Here is a 16947-nt window from a genome sequence, read left to right as displayed (position 1 = left end):
TATGGCGAACGCTCCTCGGTCCACATCAAAAAGCAGCACAGCAAAGTCTCCCGACGCTGGAAGTAAGCGTGCCTTAGTGATTGTGGAGTCGCCTGCAAAAGCGAAAACAATCAATAAGTACCTTGGTCCAAACTACATCGTAAAATCATCAGTCGGTCATGTCCGTGACTTGCCAACAGGCGGCTCTGCCAAATCGACAGAGAAAAAGCCGGCGACACGCACCAAACTGACAGATGAACAGAAAGCTGAAAAATCACAGAATGCGTTGATTAACCGCATGGGTGTCGATCCGGAACATGACTGGAAAGCCAAATACGAAGTGCTTCCTGGCAAAGAACATGTGGTTGCCGAACTGAAAAAACTGGCAGCGCAAGTCGATGAAGTCTATCTGGCAACGGATATGGACAGGGAAGGGGAAGCGATTGCCTGGCATTTAAAAGAAGTGATTGGCGGCGATGAGTCACGTTATCAACGTGTGGTCTTCAACGAAATTACCAAAAATGCCATTCAGGAAGCCTTTAAGCATCCTTCACGTCTGGACACCAATAAAGTCAATGCCCAGCAGGCACGCCGTTTTCTGGACCGCGTGGTCGGCTTCATGATTTCACCACTCTTGTGGGAAAAGATTGCCCGTGGCCTGTCAGCCGGCCGTGTACAGTCGGTTGCGGTGAAACTGGTGGTTGAGCGCGAACGTGAAATTCGGGCCTTTATTCCTGAAGAATACTGGCAGGTGTTTGCCGATACCAAATCGAAAAAAGATGACATCCGTCTGGAAGCAGTCAAGCAACATGGCAAGACTTTAAAGCTTCGTAATAAAGACGAAACGGATGCACTTTTAAACCTGATTAAAGATGCGGATTATACCGTTTCTGCCCGTGAAGATAAGCCAACCAAAGTCAATCCAAGCGCGCCCTATATCACGTCAACGTTGCAACAGGCGGCCAGTACCCGTCTCGGTTTTTCTGTGAAGAAAACCATGATGCTGGCACAGCGCCTGTATGAAGCCGGTTTCATTACCTATATGCGTACCGACTCGACCTTCCTGAGTGATGATGCGGTAAGCATGGTCCGTGGCCATATCGAATCAGAATTTGGTGAGAAGTACCTGCCGGCCAAACCCAACCGCTATGGCAATAAAGCCGGCGCGCAAGAAGCGCATGAGGCAATCCGTCCATCTACTGTGGGCCTCAAAGGTGACAGTCTGGTCGGTGTGGAGCGTGATGCACAGCGTCTCTATGACCTGATCTGGCGCCAGTTTGTGGCCTGTCAGATGACACCGGCTGAATACCTGTCTTCAACCATTTTAGTCAATGCCAATGGCGTAGAACTGAAAGCCAAAGGCCGGACGCTGGTCTTTGATGGTTTTACCCGGGTGCGTGGTGCCAACAAAGCGGATGACGATATTCTGTTACCGGCAGTGAAAGTCGGTGAAGTGCTGAAACTTGAGAAGCTTGATCCATCTCAACATTTCACCAAGCCACCAGCTCGTTTTACTGAAGCCTCACTGGTCAAAGAACTCGAGAAAAAAGGCATTGGCCGTCCATCGACCTATGCTGCAATTATCTCGACCATTCAGGATCGTGGTTATGTGAAGCTCGATAACCGTCGTCTCTTTGCCGAGAAGATGGGTGAGATCGTCACCGACCGTCTGGATGAAAACTTCAATAACCTGATGAACTACGCCTTTACCGCAGATCTTGAAGGTCAGCTAGATAAGGTGGCAGATGGTGAGCGTAACTGGAAAGAGCTGTTAGACAGCTTCTACGGCGATTTCAAGCAGCGTTTGACTACGGCACAAGGCGAGAACGGTATGCGCCGTAATCAGCCAGTGGAAGTGGATGCGGTACATTGTAAAGAATGTGAGCGTCCAATGCAGATTCGTACCGGAACCACAGGCGTTTTCCTGGGCTGTTCTGGTTATAACCTGCCACCGAAAGAACGTTGCAAGGGAACCTTGAACCTGACCCCAGTCGAGTCTCTGGCTGCACTGTCTGATGATGATGCGGCCGAAACCGCTGACCTGATGTCGAAGAAACGTTGTCCGGTGTGTGAAACGGCAATGGACAGCTATGTGATTGATGGCGGTCGTAAACTGCATGTTTGTGGCAATAACCCGGACTGTGATGGTTATGAACTCGAAGAAGGAGAGTTCAAGATCAAAGGTTATGATGGCCCAACCATTCCATGCGACAAATGTGATGGCGAAATGCAGCTTAAAACGGGTCGTTTTGGGCCATACTTCGCCTGCAACAGTTGTGACAATACCCGTAAAGTATTAAAGAGTGGTCAGCCGGCACCTCCGCGTGTCGATCCGATCAAGATGGAACATTTACGCTCGACCAAGCACGATGACTTCTTTGTGCTGCGTGATGGTGCGGCCGGCCTGTTTCTGGCGGCCAGCAAATTCCCGAAAGTGCGTGAAACACGGGCACCGAAAGTTGCCGAGATTCGCTCTGTGGCTGAACAGCTGGATCCGAAATATCAGTTTATCTTGCAAGCGCCTGATGCAGATCCGGAAGGTAACCCGACTTTGGTGAAATTCAGTCGCAAGAACCAATCGCAATATATTGGCTCTGAAAATGCGGAAGGCAAGCAAACCAAATGGTCTCTGGTTTACCAGAATGGAAAATGGGTTGAAGCCTAAATAAAGTTTAAACTTAAAAAAATGCTGACGAAAGTCGGCATTTTTTATTTATGATGTGTCGATATTTTAAAAAAAATAAATAAGGTTGCTTGGGGATATGTGGAAAAAGATTCGGATTCTGATTTTATTAAGTATTTTATTGATCGTTGCAGTCAATGCCTATCGTGATCAAAATCAGAACTGGTCAAAGCCGGTCATGGTTCTGTTGCATCCGATTAATGCAGATGGATTACCGACCACACAGCAATACATCCAGCAACTGTCAGTTCAGGATCTAGAAACGGCAAGAGACTTTCTACAAAAATCAGCACAGCAATATCGGAATCAACCCACTTATTTTTATTTTAATTTGGGTCGTGAGCTTAAAGTTTTACCGCCTAAAGTCCCTGAGCAGGCCTCAATTTTCGATACTGTTGTATGGAGTTTAAAGTTTCGATTTTATGCCTGGAAACAGCAACAAAGTTCGGACCCTTCTGCCAGTCTGACCCTGTTTTTAAATTATTATGATCCGGCACAAACCCGGCAATTAAAGCATTCAACTGCCTTGCAAAAAGGCCGGATTGGTTCGGTCAACCTGTTTGCCTCTCAAAAGCAGTCTGAACAAAATAAAATTGTTTTGGTACATGAGTTACTGCATGCCTTTGGTGCCAGTGATAAATATGATCTGGCCACAGGTCAGCCGATTTATCCAATAGGTTATGCATTTCCAGATCAGCAACCTGTGTTCCCACAAGCCAAGGCAGAACTGATGGCAGGACATATCCCGCTGTCCGAAACCACGAGTAAAATGCCGGGATCTCTGGATCAGACCCTGATTAATGAGATCACAGCAATTGAGTTGGGCTGGAAATAAAGACTTGTAGATTCTCTTGGATTTATCCAGAATCTAGACTTTATTGATAGATAAAAATAACCATATGCCGCTTACTTTTGTTCTTGCTCCAGATTCCTTTAAAGAAAGTATGAGTGCTGAACAAGCCTGTCAGGCCATGCAGCGTGGCATTCAAAACGTGTTGCCTGATGCTTTGTGTATTCATGTTCCTATGGCGGATGGAGGGGAAGGCACTGTCGATACGCTGATCTCAAGTTCAAAAGGACAGCGCATTCCCTGTGAAGTGACAGGCCCATTGCCTGATCAGCGCATCCAGACGTATTTTGGCGTAATTGATGCAGGAAAAACCGCAATCATTGAAATGGCCAAAGCCAATGGCATAGATCTGCTGGAAGCTGCAAAGCGTAATCCTCTGCTGACCTCAACCTGTGGCACAGGAGAAATGATCAAGTCTGCGCTCGATTTAGAGGCCAGTAAAATCATCATTGGCTTGGGTGGCAGTGTGACGAACGATGCCGGTGCGGGAATGGCACAGGCTTTAGGCGCTCGGTTTTTAGATGCCCAAGGATTAGAAATACAGGCTTGCGGTGGAAACCTAGATCAAATCATAGCAATTGATTTATCCGAACTGGATTCACGGCTGGCGGATATTGAAATTATCATTGCATCGGATGTGAATAATCCGCTGTGTGGACCCAATGGTGCTTCAGCGATCTTTGGCCCACAAAAAGGTGCGACACCGGAAATGGTCAAGCAACTGGATCAAAACCTCAGTCATTTTGCCGATCTGGTTGCTCGGCACATTGGACGTGATCATCGTCATGTTGCAGGTGCGGGTGCGGCAGGTGGACTCGGTTTTGGCTTAATGGCATTCACAGCTGCTTCTATTCGATCAGGTGTGGAACTCATCATTCAGCAGACAGATTTAGCCAATAAAATAGCTCAAGCCGATTATGTTCTGACCGGTGAAGGCAAGCTTGATCATCAAACTAAGTTAGGAAAAACACCATTTGGCGTGGCACAAGTAGCGCAAAAATTCAATAAACCGGTGCTTGCATTTGCTGGACTGGTGGGCGATGGGATTGAGTCACTATATGAGTCTGGATTTAGTCAGATTATCGGGATTAATCCACCAGATTGTAGCCGGGAAGAAGCCTTAAAAAATGCGGAAGTGAATCTGGAAAAAGCAGTGTCCAAAACAATTAAAAATATTGAGGAACAGCGTATTTAGTTTTCTTTTACAAGATCGTCATTGCTGCACAAGCTTTACGTAATGGCAGATAATAACGCATAAGCAGATCTTGCTTTTCATGGATGAGAAGCACTGCTTCGCAAGGTAACAGAAATCCTTTGCTGGATTGAGGGTATGTTCCTATATCTCAATCCAGCAGACGGCATCTATGCTGTCTACCCTATAGCAAACAAATCAAGAGATAAAATTTGCTGCTGTTTCAGGGCGGATGAAAAGCCATAATTATAAGAGCGATCTGCTAAACTACAGCCATCCACAAAACGATGAGTGAAAATGAGTTTAGCCAACCTGATTGATGAATTAAATCCCCAACAAAAGCAAGCAGCGACCACAGAAACAAAACATAGTCTGGTGCTGGCCGGGGCAGGTTGTGGCAAAACCAAGACCATCGTGGCACGTGCAGCTTACCTGATTGAGCAGGGTGTACCCGCCAACCAGATTCAGATTCTGACCTTTACCCGCCGTGCAGCCAGTGAAATTGTAGCGCGGGTGGAATTAGCCTTGGGGGATCAAGCCAAAGGTTTGCGTGCCTCGACTTTTCATACTTTCTGTATGTATCTGTTGCGCCGTATTCCGAAGGCCTTTGGTCTGGAACAGTTCTCGATTATTGATCGTGATGATCAGTTGATGATGTTCCGTCTGATTCGTGGCCGTGATGACAAGAAAAATCCCAATCATTTGCCCAAGCCACAAGAACTCTGCGATTTATATTCCTTTGCACGTAATACTCGGCAGAAGCTCAGTCTGGCACTGGAAAAGCAGATGCCGGAATATCTGGCCTTAAAAGACCAGATTGCCGAGATTATGAAAGAGTACGAAGCACGTAAGCAGGCACGCAGCTTTCTGGATTATGACGATATTCTGGCGGTGGTGGCGACAGCTTTGGCACAATCAGAAGGCTTGGTCGATTATGTGGCTTCAATCTGTCGACATATGCTGGTCGATGAAATGCAGGATACCAATCCGCTGCAATGGGCTTTGCTGGAGCCACTGAAAGACCGGATCAGCCTGTTCTGTGTCGGCGATGATGCGCAGTCGATTTATGGTTTCCGTGGCGCAGACTTTGAAAATATTCATCATTTCAAAGAACGGGTACCAGATGCGCAGATTTTTAAACTGGAAAAAAACTACCGCTCGACCCAGGAAATTCTGGATCTGTCCAACTGGCTGCTGGATCAGTCTGAAATCAAATATAACAAACGTCTGGAAGCTTATCGTGGCGAGGGCCTAAAGCCGCGCATGCATATATTTCCGAATGAGTTTGATGAAGCCAAATGGATCGCAATTGATATTAAAGAGCGTCATTATCTACAGGGCAGCAAATGGGGCGAACATATGGTACTGGTGCGTTCCAGTTTTGCCGCGCGGCATATTGAAGCAGCCTGTATCGCGGCCAATGTACCGTATCGATTTATTGGCGGTATGAAGCTGCTGGAAACGGCACATGTCAAAGATTTGCTCAGCATGCTGCGTGTGGTCGCCAATCCGCTGGATGATATCGCCTGGATGCGTTTCTTGACCCTGTGGAATGGTGTCGGTGATGTCGGTGCAAGCAAGCTGGCGCAACACATTCTGCTGGAACCTGAAATCGATAAAATCTCCGATAAACTGGAGAAATTTGGCAAGATACCTCTAAATGCGATTCTGATCATGAAGCAGATGAGCGTGCTGAAAGGCGAAGTACAGGCTTGTGTCAGTCTTGCGATTCAGGCAATTGAAACACAACTGGCAGAGAACTATAAAAAAGACTGGCCACGTCGTCAGGGTGATTTTGAACTGGTGAAACAACTGGCCTCCAAGCACTCACAGCTGAGTGAATTTTTAGAGGAATATGTGCTCGATCCAGTGTCGATTTCGGAAATTGAACGCCAGTCCGATCATGATGTGGTGACCCTGATTACCATTCATTCAGCCAAAGGCACAGAGCAAAATGTCTGTTATGTGGCCAATGTCACGCCGGGAAATTATCCGCATGCACGCGCCCAAGGCGACTTTGATGATGTTGAAGAAGAACGTCGTGTGCTGTATGTAGCGCTGACCCGGGCCAAAAATGAATTGATTTTGACCAAACAAAACCTGAATCACTGGGCGCGGGAAACGGTCGATGCGCAGGGGCGTAAAGTCGCAAGTTATTTCTTGAATGATCTCACCCGGCATTTATGTACCACGGAAACCCATTACAAAACCCGGCAGCAGACCGTGAAAAGTGCCTTAATTGAACGTCAATCGATTAATTTAGATTTTGGCATTGATCTCGATTAAACTATAGCAAAGTTGTTGCATACAAAAAGTAGAGTAGGCGCGTGCTTTTTGATATTTTTTGCCTATCTTCTTAAGGTTATCAGATGAAAATTTTAGTTCGTAATTTAGAACGTACGGTCACAGAAGCCGAGTTGCTGAAGTTGTTCCAGGAATATGGCACAGTGAATACTTGTACTTTGGTGCTCGATGCGGCAACCGGGAAATCAAAAGGTTTTGCCTTTGTAGAAATGCCGCATGCACGTGAAGCCATCAAAGCCATTAAAGGCCTGAATACTTTGCGCTTGCACGGACATGGAATCCGGGTAAAACAAGCAGAAGATAAGCCCGAGGCTTAAACTGGAAAAGGAGCACTTGATATGCTCCTTTTTTATGGCTGAAATTTAACCTTGTTGTGCTCATGGTTGTACTCGTGCAGGCAGTTAGATTTTCTGGATTTCAGTACTGGATGGATTCAGTTTAAACATGTTTTGATTGCGAAATGAAAGCGAACCTTTTACTTTATAAAAGCCAAAATTTGTTTAAAACCTTAGGAAATATCAATGACCCGTGTTGCTCGCTATCATGCGGACCGTACCAATCAAAAACTGTATTTTTCCCGTCTTGCCTGCCAGCAGGCAGAGCAAACCCAGCATGTGCAACAGGCTCAGGCACAACGTGAGGCGACTGTATTTCATTTACATGGCGCTTTATTGGCATTTTTGCAGGAACTGGTGCGTTACTATCGCCTGAATGATGCCAATCCGACGCTGAAATCGATCGAAGAACTAATGGCAGCCAAAGGCCAGATTTCACCCGAAGTAGCCGTATTACAACACTTATCCAAGAGCGGTTTCATTGCTGAACTGAAACGTGCCTATCGTCTGTGCCAGTATGCGCCTGAACCGAGTACACCGGAACCCGAAGACGAAACCTCCTCAAATCTCATCATTAAAGTCACACAGTCTCCACAAGCATGGTTACCTGATCCTGCTATATTAAGAGAATGGCATCGTGACTTAACACAACTCATCGATGGTTTTCGCAATGAGATGATTGAATTTTAATCGGATCGACCGTACTTGAAATTAGAATTTTTAACCCTATATCAATTACTCTAATGATGCAAAGTGCACCCGGCTCTTTGCCACCATGTTGAACATGGAGGATATATGTCTATAGAACAGTTGAAAGACTTATTTGGTAATCAAGACGCGATTTTAGAACTCGTTCAACTTGAAGGTGGTGCCTTGGCTTTACGCAATGCAGGTTCGCATAAACAGCCTTTGGTCATGATTCAGTTTAATGACGAGGTGAAGGCTCTACTCGGAGAGCAGACGCCTGTGATTGCGCAGCAGATGATTCAGGCGGCCCTGTATGGCTTGCTGGAACAGCAGGTCAATGAATGGCAGGCTGAAGTCGTAGATGAAGAGCCGAAGTATATGAGTTAAGATTACAATGTATTCAAAAGCACACTATCGGTGTGCTTTTTGATTTTAAAGGGTTGGGGAATAAGTTAGATTTTAAGTACGAGCTCAAGGTGAGTTTCAAGAAATGAAAACCTCGTTTCTTTGATTTTACTCCTGATGATTTGAAGTCAGCTTATTACAAAAAATCTTGTGATTATGCATAAAAAAAGTTGCCACATTGGGCAACTTTTTTTATGCAGAGAGATTAATGAGAAGGGGGATGCTGATGCGCAATTTCGATCTGGTTTAAAATATGATTACTCATATTTTTCGCCATTTCTTCTTTGGCATAATACACCGCGCCGATATTATCACGACGGATCGCTTCAGCTTCTTCCTTGCTTTCGGCACAGACCAATACCTGAATTTTCGGATTCAAGGTCTTGGCAATATCTACAATTTTATGAATATCGATGATATCCATAGGGGAAATGACCAGTAAGCGCGCATGTTGAATATGCGCCTGGATCAAAACACCGGCTTCAGTCGCAGCGCCTGAAACCGCGGCAATACCTTTTTCACGCAGATTTTCGACAATATCGCGGTTTTCTTCTGCAATAACCACCTTGATATTTTCTTCCATTAATGAGCGGGTAATACGACGACCCACTTCACCATGACCAATCAGCACCACCTGATCACGCAAGTAATCCTGTGAAACTTCATCGGGTAACATTGCCAATGGATCACCACTGCGTTCCAGTAAGCGTGCCAGGGTCGAGCGTTCCCGAATCCATTTTTGTACCGGTTCAATCGCGGAGAAGATAAAGGAATTAAGAGTGATCGAGATCAATGCACCCGCCAGAATCAGGTTTTGACCTTCTAGTGAAAGCAGATTCAGTGACACCCCAAGTGCTGCCAAAATAAATGAAAATTCACCAATCTGTGCCAGCGAAGCGCCAACAGTCAGCGCGGTATTGATTGGATAGCGGAAGAACAATACCAGTGCCATTGCTGCAAGAGTTTTACCAATCAGAATAATGCCGACGACTGTCAGCACATGGAGTGGCTGTTCCAGTAAAATACGCGGATCAAACAGCATGCCGACAGAAACAAAGAATAAGATTGAGAAGATTTCACGCAGCGGCAAGGTTTCTTGTTCCGCGCGATGACTGAAATCTGACTCTTTCACCACCATCCCGGCAAAGAAAGCCCCCAGCGCCATAGATACCCCAAAAACCTTATAGGCCCCAAAGGCAATCGAGATGGCCGCAGCGACCACAGTCAGGGTAAACAGCTCACGAGAACCCAGACGTGCCACGACTTGGATGATCATCGGCACCAGACGTTTACCAATAATCAGCATAAAGGCAATAAAGCCTGCGACTTTCAGCAGGGTAATGCCTAAAGTGGCCCAGATATTTTCATCGCTCGCACCTTCAAGTGCTTGTCCGCCTAGAAGTAAGGCAGTGGCCGGCAATAATACCAAGGCCAAGACCATGACCAGATCTTCGACCAAAAGCCAACCGACGGCAATCCGGCCATTAATTGAATCGAGCAGACCACGATCACCGAGTGCTTTGAGTAGAACCACCGTACTGGCACAGGATAGGCTTAAACCGAATACGAGCGCAGAGCCAAAGCTCCAGCCCCATAACATCGAGACTCCCACTCCGAGCAGAGTGGCGACTGCAATTTGCAAAATTGCACCGGGCAATGCAATCCGCCGCACCTGCATCAGATCACTTAGCGAGAAATGCATCCCGACCCCGAACATCAGGAACATGACACCTAATTCTGCCAGCTGGTTGGCCAGATGAATATCGCCGACCACACCGGGTGTATTGGGACTAATCAGAATGCCGGCCACCAGATAGCCGATAAGTGGAGGGAGGCGCAGACGTGCAGCGATATAGCCAAAAACCAGGGCTAAGCCAAAACCAACAGCCAATAATATAATGAGTTCTACGTCATGTGGCACTAAATACTCCTTTAGTTAGGTTTGCTGGGAAATAAGCACAAAAAGTGCCAAAACATGTAGAAAGTTTATCAAGTGGGGTAAAAAAAATGCAAAAAAAAACGACCTGAAAGGGTCGTTTTTTTTAAAAAGCCAAAATTATTTGATTTTAGCTTCTTTGAAGATTACGTGTTGACGGATTTTTGGATCAAATTTTTTGATTTCCATTTTTTCCGGCATAGTACGTTTGTTCTTAGTCGTGGTATAGAAATAACCTGTACCAGCTGAAGAAACTAAGCGAATTTTATCACGCATGGTTCAGACTCCTTAGATCTTTTGACCTTGAGCACGTAGGTCAGCAACAACCTTTTCAATGCCCAATTTGTCGATAATACGCATACCTTTAGTGGTTAAACGAAGACGTACAAAACGTTTTTCGCTTTCTAACCAGAAACGGTGGTGGTGCAGGTTCGGCTCGAACCGGCGTTTAGTTTTGTTGTTGGCGTGTGAGACGTTGTTACCAACGACTGGACGCTTGCCGGTAACTTGGCAAACCTTAGACATGGTGTAACTCCATTGATTTAGCCAACAGCAAATCTGTATGGCCAGTCAAAAATAAACGGATTGAAATCATTCAAGGGGCGTTTTATATCAAAAATGCGCTTAAAAGACAAGCGATTTTCGTCAAAACGCAGCACGAGCTATATCGATAGCTCATGCCTTGATCATTTAACGGAGAAGTGTCTTCGAAATCAGCTTGTGAATCGGTTTATTGAACGGCGGCAGAATGTATTTCAAGCTATACAGCTTTGGATTCGACATTACCGAGCGTTCATGCGACAAACTGAAGAAGCCTTCTGGACCGTGATATTTCCCCATACCTGATGCACCGACACCCCCAAATGGTAGATCGTCTTGTGCAACATGGGTTAATACCGTATTTTGCCCGAAATGCCCTGAATGGGTACGCTGTGCGACATAATCAGCACGCGCTTGATCAAAGTCGAAGTAGTATAAAGCAAGTGGGCGTGGACGGCTATTAATAAAGTCGATAACTTCATCAATTTGATCATATTCCATGATTGGCAGCAGTGGACCAAAGATTTCATGCTGCATGATCTGCATGCTTGGTGTGACATTGGTCACAATGGTGGGGGAAATTTTACGCAGATCAGCGGAATTTTCATGGCGCGGATTGATTTCAATAACATGAGCACCCTGTTCACGTGCATCATCCAGATAGCCTTGCAGACGGTTGTACTGTTTGTCATTCACAATCGAGGTGTAATCCTGATTATGAGTGATATCCGGATACATTCTTTCTACGCAGGCTTTAAAATGATCAATAAATTCTGCCGTCTTGCCACGAGGCAGGAACATATAGTCCGGTGCGACACAGGTTTGACCGGCATTCCAGAGTTTGCCCACCGCAATCCGCTGTGCGACATCACGCAGATCAATTGATGGATGTACCAGGACTGGAGACTTGCCCCCGAGTTCCAGAATCACCGGAACCAGATTTTCTGCTGCGGCTGCCATCACGGTTTTACCCACAGCAGTCGAGCCGGTAAAAATCATTTTGTCGAAGGCTAGACGACAGAAAGCATCTGAGATCACACCGCCACCATTGACCACTGCGACCAGCTCTTTCGGAAAGGCTTCTGCCAAGGCTTTTTCAAGCACTTCACCAAACGCAGCCGATGCACTAGAAATCTTGATCATGGCGTGGTTGCCGGCAGCCAATGCACAAATGAGCGGGCCAATGGACAGCAACAATGGATAGTTCCACGGTGCAATAATCCCAATCACGCCCAAAGGCTGATATTGCACCCAAGCTTTGGCCGGTTGATGAATAATGCCGACATGACGCTTGGAGGGTTTCATCCATCGGGTCAAGTTTTTGCTATAATATTTGATATGTTCCAGACAGGTGAGTAGTTCACCAATTTTGGTTTCCCCAATCGAGCGGTTACCATAATCCTGATTAATTGCCTCTGCAAATTGATCTTGATACTTAACTAAGATACGCTTAAGTCGAGCTAAACGATCGATGCGTTCCTTTGCCGTCGGCAAAGGATAGTTTAAGTAAGCATGTTTTTGTTGTGCCAAAAGCTCATTTAAGTATTGGCCATCAAAAAAATGGGGTGTCATTGATATTGTTTTTGTGTGACTGTTCATGCCGCACTACCATTATTCAAAAATCGATTAATTAATTTTTAGAGCAAATACTCTAATTAGTCAAGTGACTTTGTGTGTTAGCCTGCTAATGCACGAACTGAATGGTTATTTTAGGATGTCCCAAACCAAAACCTTAAAAACTAAAGAGCGTATCTTGCAGCTCAGTTTGCAGCTGTTCAATGAACGTGGCGAACGCTCTGTGACCACCAATCATATTGCGGCTGAACTCGGGATGAGCCCTGGTAACCTGTATTATCATTTCCGTAATAAGAATGAAATTATTAAAGAACTGATGGAGGAGTACCAGCAGCAAACTCTGGAAATGCTGGCGCTGCCGGATGACCGTGCGCTGGATGCCAATGACAAGGTGCATTATTTTCAGGTACTGAGCAGCCAGTTATGGGCTTATCGTTTCCTGCATCGTGATGTCTATCATCTGGTGGAAAATAACGAAGATTTTCGCAAGATGTATCCACGCTTTGCCGGGCAGGTAATGCAACAGGGCCAGAAAATCTATAAGGGCTTTGTTAATGCAGGCCTGATGGACATGACCGATTCAGAGATTGAAGCACTGATCATTAACCTGTGGATTGTACTGACCAACTGGACCAACTTCCTGTATATGTCAGGTCATCTGACTGATTCCAATACGCTGGAAGAAAAATGGGTCTGGCAGGCACTCCGTCAAATGGTATTCCTGGAAGGGGCGTATTTACGTGGTGAAAGTCGTCAAACTTATGAAGGTTTATTGAATAGTTTGGGCTCTTCGGAACTTTTTGCCAGCCTGTCGTCGTCTAAAGATTCTGAATCTGAACAAACTATTCAGAATATCCAAGAAACGCGTTAGAATACTCGGCTTATTTTTTAATTTAACTGATTAGTGACTTAAACCAACATGAATATGACGACTGCTAACACCGCACGTTTATTGATTACTTGTGAAGACAAGCCGGGCATCGTGCAGGCTGTTTCGAGCTTCTTGTATCATCAAGGTGCCAATATTACTGCGCTTGACCAATATGCGACAGCAGCGCAGGGCGGCCGTTACTTCATGCGCGTTGAATTTGAACTGGATCATCTGCAAAGCCGTAAAGAAAGCATTACCCAGACTTTTGCGGTAAATGTCGCAGAGCGTTATGGCATGCAATGGCGTCTGGCTCTGGTCAGCGATGTGAAGAAAGTCGGTATTTTGGTGTCTAAGGTCGATCATGCCTTGCTTGAGCTGTTATGGCGTCATGCCCGTGGTGGGTTGCCATGTGAAATTACCAAGGTGGTATCGAATCACGAGACTTTACGCGAAGCGGTTGAAAACTTTGGGATTCCATTTGAAGTGGTGCCGGTGACCAAAGACAACAAGCCTGAAGCCTATGCAGAAATTGACCAGTTAATGCAGGGCAATGACCTGTTGGTATTGGCACGTTATATGCAGATTCTAGATGAAGAATTTGTAAGTAAGTGGGAAATGAAAGTGATCAATATTCACCATTCATTCCTGCCCGCATTTGTCGGTGCAAATCCGTATAAGCAGGCGCATGAAAAAGGTGTCAAGCTGATCGGTGCGACTGCACACTATGTTACTGCCGATCTGGATCAGGGTCCGATCATCGAGCAGGACGTAGAACGTGTCAATCATGACTTTACCGTTGAACAGTTGCGTGAACTCGGTCAGGATGTAGAACGTAATGTACTGGCACGTGCAGTGAAATGGCATTTGGAAGACCGTATTATTGTCGATGGCAATAAAACTGTGGTGTTCCAATAAAACTTGCATCCCTATTTAAAAAGGCATACTTTTAGTGTGCCTTTTTTTGTTTTGATGCAAAAAAAATCAGTGAAAGGTATGATTAGTAGTTGCAAATGAAAACACTTCTCATTTATTATTGGCGTACTTTAATTGTGCTAACCGATGAGCTTGATTGTTTGTTTCACATCATCTCCTCAAGGTAATAGATTTAATGAGTCAAGTTGCTGCTCCCATGCCACCTACACCGCCCAACAAGATGAAAAAGAAAGTCATCTCGATTCTGGCGGCCGTGTTCGTTGGACATGTGGGCCTATTGTGGGCAGTGAGCCAGATGGACGCACCGGAGCTCAAGCCTGTAGAGAAAGAGCCGCTTAAAGTGCGCTTTGTAAAATTGCAGGAAGCACCCAAACCTTTACCGCCAAAGCCGAAGGCCGAGCCACAAAAAGAGCCGCCTAAGCCCAAAGAAGTCAAAATTGTAGATAAACCACTGCCACCACCACCGAAAAAAGTTGAAAAAATAGAACAGGTGAAGAAGGCAGAAGCACCTAAAGTCGTGAAAGCACCACCCGTTGAAGCTAAACCAACCCCAAGTCCGGTGGTACCGACAGTGGTCACCGAAACCAAAGTGCAACCGGCACCAGCTCCAGTCGCGCCACCTGCGCCTGTAGCACCGCCAGCACCTGCTGCGCCGCCATCACCAAAAAGTGTCTCGATTGGGGGTGGAGTGAGCTGGCAGCGCGCACCGAAAGTTTCCTTGTCTTCAGGTGAGTTAAAAGCGACTTGTTCGATGGTAGTCGATGTGGCGGCAAATGAGCAGGGTAAAGTGGTTTCTGCGACTGCACGTAATTCGGATTGTAGCTCGGCAGTGAACCGTAAAGTTGAAGCAGCGGTACGCCGCGCGCAACTAACCAAATATGTGGAAAATGGTGTGGCTTATCCAACCCGGGTTGAGCAGCCTTTCGATTTTCAAATTACCAAATAACGGCTAACCCATTAGGAGTTCGAAGATGAACTTTTCAGTTTATTGGCAACACGCTGATGCAGTCAGTAAAACGCTGTACTTCGTGTTATTGGCAATGTCGATTGCGACATGGACCATTTTTGTGCTGCGTTTAATGGGCACTCGCCAGCTTAAACAAGTTGCTTATACCCAGCTGTCTCAAGCATTGGAGCAACTGAAAACCAAATTGGCTCCTTTGGGCTTTGAACAGCGTAAGGCAGTGGCAGAACAGGCATTGTTACGTCAGATTTCAGCCGAAAAAGCCAATGCTGAAAAAGGGGTATCCGTCCTCGGTACGATTGCTTCGATTTCACCATTTGTCGGTTTGTTTGGTACCGTGTGGGGTATTTTCCATGCGCTGGTTGCAGTGGGTAAAAGCGGTCAGGCTGGTCTGGCACAAGTGGCAACCCCAGTCGGTGAAGCCTTGATCATGACGGGTCTAGGCTTGGCCGTCGCGATTCCTGCGGTACTGGCTTATAACATCTGTGTGCGTTTCAATCGTGGTTTGGCGCATGAGTTACAAGATCAGGCACATGGCTTGTTGATTGACACCATGTTGCAACAGGAATCTGCTGCAAAAAAGTCTGATGAAAAAGTAACACAACAGAGTTTAGTGGGAGGTCAAGCTTAATGGCTTTTCAACTGGGTGAAGACAACGATGTAGGTATGAATGAGATGAATCTCATTCCCCTCATCGACATTATGTTGGTATTGATGATCATCTTCTTGGTGACAGCGACCGTTGCGAACCCATCAATTCCATTAACCTTGCCACAAACCACTGCGGAGATTATTGATCTGCCGCCTGAAAATGTCACAATCAGCATCAATGCGGAAGGTGAGATTGCCTGGAATGGCAATGTCCTGACCCTAGACGAATTGCAGACCCGTTTTAATGAAGCAGGTCAGACTGAACGTCAGCCGACGATTGTGCTGAAAGCAGATAAAGAATCCCGTTATGACACGGTAGCTCAAGTCATGTCGCGTGCGAGTGGAGCCGGACTCAGCGATATTGCCTTTGCAACCGATAACTAAGATTCAGCTAACAAAAAAAAGCGACTGATTTCAGTCGCTTTTTTTATCCCCATTTTTTATGCAAATTAATGGGTTTTTAACAAAGTCATAAATTTACTGCGTAATTTATTCAGTTTTGGCGGAATGGCAAAATTGCAGTAACCTTGGTTTGGGTTTTTCGCAAAGAAATTTTGGTGATATTCCTCAGCAGGATAGAAGGTCGGCATCGGGCTGAGTTCAGTCACAATATTCAGGCCTTCATTTTTTAAAGCATCCATGGCTGCTTCTGCCTGAGTTTTTTGTTCAGCATTCAGATAATAAATCACGGAACGATATTGGGTGCCGACGTCATTGCCCTGACGGTTCAAAGTGGTTGGATCATGCGTCGCAAAAAACACCTCAAGGAGCTGGGCATAGCTGATCTGGTTTTCGTCGAAATCAACCAGAATAACTTCAGCATGGCCGGTTTCACCGCCGCACACGGCCTCATAATTTGGCTCAGGGGTATGACCGCCGGCATAGCCACTCAGGACTTGCTGAACGCCCTGAATTTGTAAAAATACCGCTTCGGTACACCAAAAGCATCCACCACCAAAAAGTGCTTGTTGCATGGCTGATTCCTCATTCGATTGAACTGGGCTGATGGTTAAATCCTGGCCCATCAGTATGAAAGATAAAA

17 protein-coding genes are annotated in these 16947 nt (G+C 45.9%); 12 read left to right on the top strand and 5 right to left on the bottom strand.

All coding sequences use genetic code 11. The features are described from left to right. Position 1 precedes the first annotated feature (1 nt). From topA to FTV48_RS00545, 7 genes are all read left to right on the top strand, one after another. Entirely contained in the window at positions 2–2644 is a 2643-nt protein-coding gene (topA, locus tag FTV48_RS00575; protein ID WP_179999091.1) for a type I DNA topoisomerase, read from the top strand. Positions 2645–2741: 97 nt separating this feature from the next. Then, positions 2742–3497, top strand: a complete 756-nt coding sequence (locus tag FTV48_RS00570) for a hypothetical protein (protein WP_005172813.1) — start codon at positions 2742–2744, stop codon at positions 3495–3497. A 64-nt stretch (positions 3498–3561) separates the two neighbouring features. After that, complete coding sequence (locus FTV48_RS00565; RefSeq protein ID WP_179999089.1) at positions 3562–4707, top strand: glycerate kinase; 1146 nt, start codon at positions 3562–3564, stop codon at positions 4705–4707. Between the two features lie 294 nt (positions 4708–5001). Beyond that, on the top strand, positions 5002–6990 hold the full coding sequence (locus FTV48_RS00560; protein WP_179999087.1) for an ATP-dependent helicase: 1989 nt from the start codon (positions 5002–5004) through the stop codon (positions 6988–6990). A gap of 83 nt (positions 6991–7073) precedes the next feature. Continuing rightward, entirely contained in the window at positions 7074–7325 is a 252-nt protein-coding gene (locus FTV48_RS00555; RefSeq protein WP_005095517.1) for an RNA-binding protein, read from the top strand. A gap of 204 nt (positions 7326–7529) precedes the next feature. Next, positions 7530–8033 (top strand): DUF6586 family protein, encoded by a 504-nt coding sequence (locus tag FTV48_RS00550; protein ID WP_179999086.1) that lies wholly within the window; start codon positions 7530–7532, stop codon positions 8031–8033. Positions 8034–8138: 105 nt separating this feature from the next. After that, on the top strand, positions 8139–8417 hold the full coding sequence (locus tag FTV48_RS00545; protein WP_004278462.1) for a hypothetical protein: 279 nt from the start codon (positions 8139–8141) through the stop codon (positions 8415–8417). A 223-nt stretch (positions 8418–8640) separates the two neighbouring features. Here the strand turns inward: FTV48_RS00545 and FTV48_RS00540 are convergent, their stop codons facing one another. From FTV48_RS00540 to FTV48_RS00525, 4 genes are all read right to left on the bottom strand, one after another. Next, positions 8641–10356, bottom strand: coding sequence for a cation:proton antiporter (locus FTV48_RS00540; protein ID WP_005172795.1), 1716 nt, complete (start codon positions 10354–10356; stop codon positions 8641–8643). A gap of 135 nt (positions 10357–10491) precedes the next feature. Next, positions 10492–10647 carry a 50S ribosomal protein L33 gene (gene rpmG, locus FTV48_RS00535; protein WP_001205031.1) on the bottom strand — a complete coding sequence of 52 codons (156 nt, stop codon included), beginning with the start codon at positions 10645–10647 and terminating at the stop codon, positions 10492–10494. A gap of 12 nt (positions 10648–10659) precedes the next feature. Next, the gene (gene rpmB, locus FTV48_RS00530) at positions 10660–10896 is read right to left on the bottom strand and encodes a 50S ribosomal protein L28 (protein WP_000048256.1); all 237 of its coding nucleotides are present in this window, start codon (positions 10894–10896) and stop codon (positions 10660–10662) included. A 165-nt stretch (positions 10897–11061) separates the two neighbouring features. Next, positions 11062–12510 carry a coniferyl aldehyde dehydrogenase gene (locus FTV48_RS00525; RefSeq protein ID WP_179999084.1) on the bottom strand — a complete coding sequence of 483 codons (1449 nt, stop codon included), beginning with the start codon at positions 12508–12510 and terminating at the stop codon, positions 11062–11064. A 115-nt stretch (positions 12511–12625) separates the two neighbouring features. Between FTV48_RS00525 and FTV48_RS00520 the strand changes: the two genes are divergently transcribed. The 5 genes from FTV48_RS00520 (at position 12626) to FTV48_RS00500 (ending at position 16289) form a co-directional block, all read left to right on the top strand. After that, a complete protein-coding gene (locus tag FTV48_RS00520; protein ID WP_179999082.1) occupies positions 12626–13357 on the top strand; it encodes a TetR/AcrR family transcriptional regulator in 732 nt (243 codons plus the stop codon). A 48-nt stretch (positions 13358–13405) separates the two neighbouring features. Continuing rightward, positions 13406–14272: a formyltetrahydrofolate deformylase gene (gene purU, locus FTV48_RS00515; protein WP_005095527.1), complete on the top strand. Its 867-nt coding sequence runs from the start codon at positions 13406–13408 to the stop codon at positions 14270–14272. Between the two features lie 193 nt (positions 14273–14465). Next, entirely contained in the window at positions 14466–15236 is a 771-nt protein-coding gene (locus FTV48_RS00510) for a TonB-dependent receptor (RefSeq protein WP_179999080.1), read from the top strand. A 25-nt stretch (positions 15237–15261) separates the two neighbouring features. Further along, positions 15262–15885, top strand: a complete 624-nt coding sequence (locus FTV48_RS00505) for a MotA/TolQ/ExbB proton channel family protein (protein WP_005095531.1) — start codon at positions 15262–15264, stop codon at positions 15883–15885. Continuing rightward, positions 15885–16289, top strand: coding sequence for a biopolymer transporter ExbD (locus FTV48_RS00500; RefSeq protein WP_005172785.1), 405 nt, complete (start codon positions 15885–15887; stop codon positions 16287–16289). Before FTV48_RS00505 ends, FTV48_RS00500 begins: the two co-directional genes overlap by 1 nt. A 65-nt stretch (positions 16290–16354) precedes the next feature. Here the strand turns inward: FTV48_RS00500 and msrA are convergent, their stop codons facing one another. Beyond that, positions 16355–16879: a peptide-methionine (S)-S-oxide reductase MsrA gene (gene msrA, locus FTV48_RS00495; RefSeq protein ID WP_005095533.1), complete on the bottom strand. Its 525-nt coding sequence runs from the start codon at positions 16877–16879 to the stop codon at positions 16355–16357. Positions 16880–16947: the final 68 nt, after the last annotated feature.

It is taken from the genome of Acinetobacter sp. YH18001 (assembly GCF_013416975.1).
In the GTDB taxonomy this organism is placed as follows: Bacteria; Pseudomonadota; Gammaproteobacteria; order Pseudomonadales; family Moraxellaceae; genus Acinetobacter; species Acinetobacter pseudolwoffii.
The sequence above is the reverse complement of the archived record's forward strand: the minus strand, read 5'-3'. Positions and strand labels throughout refer to the sequence as shown.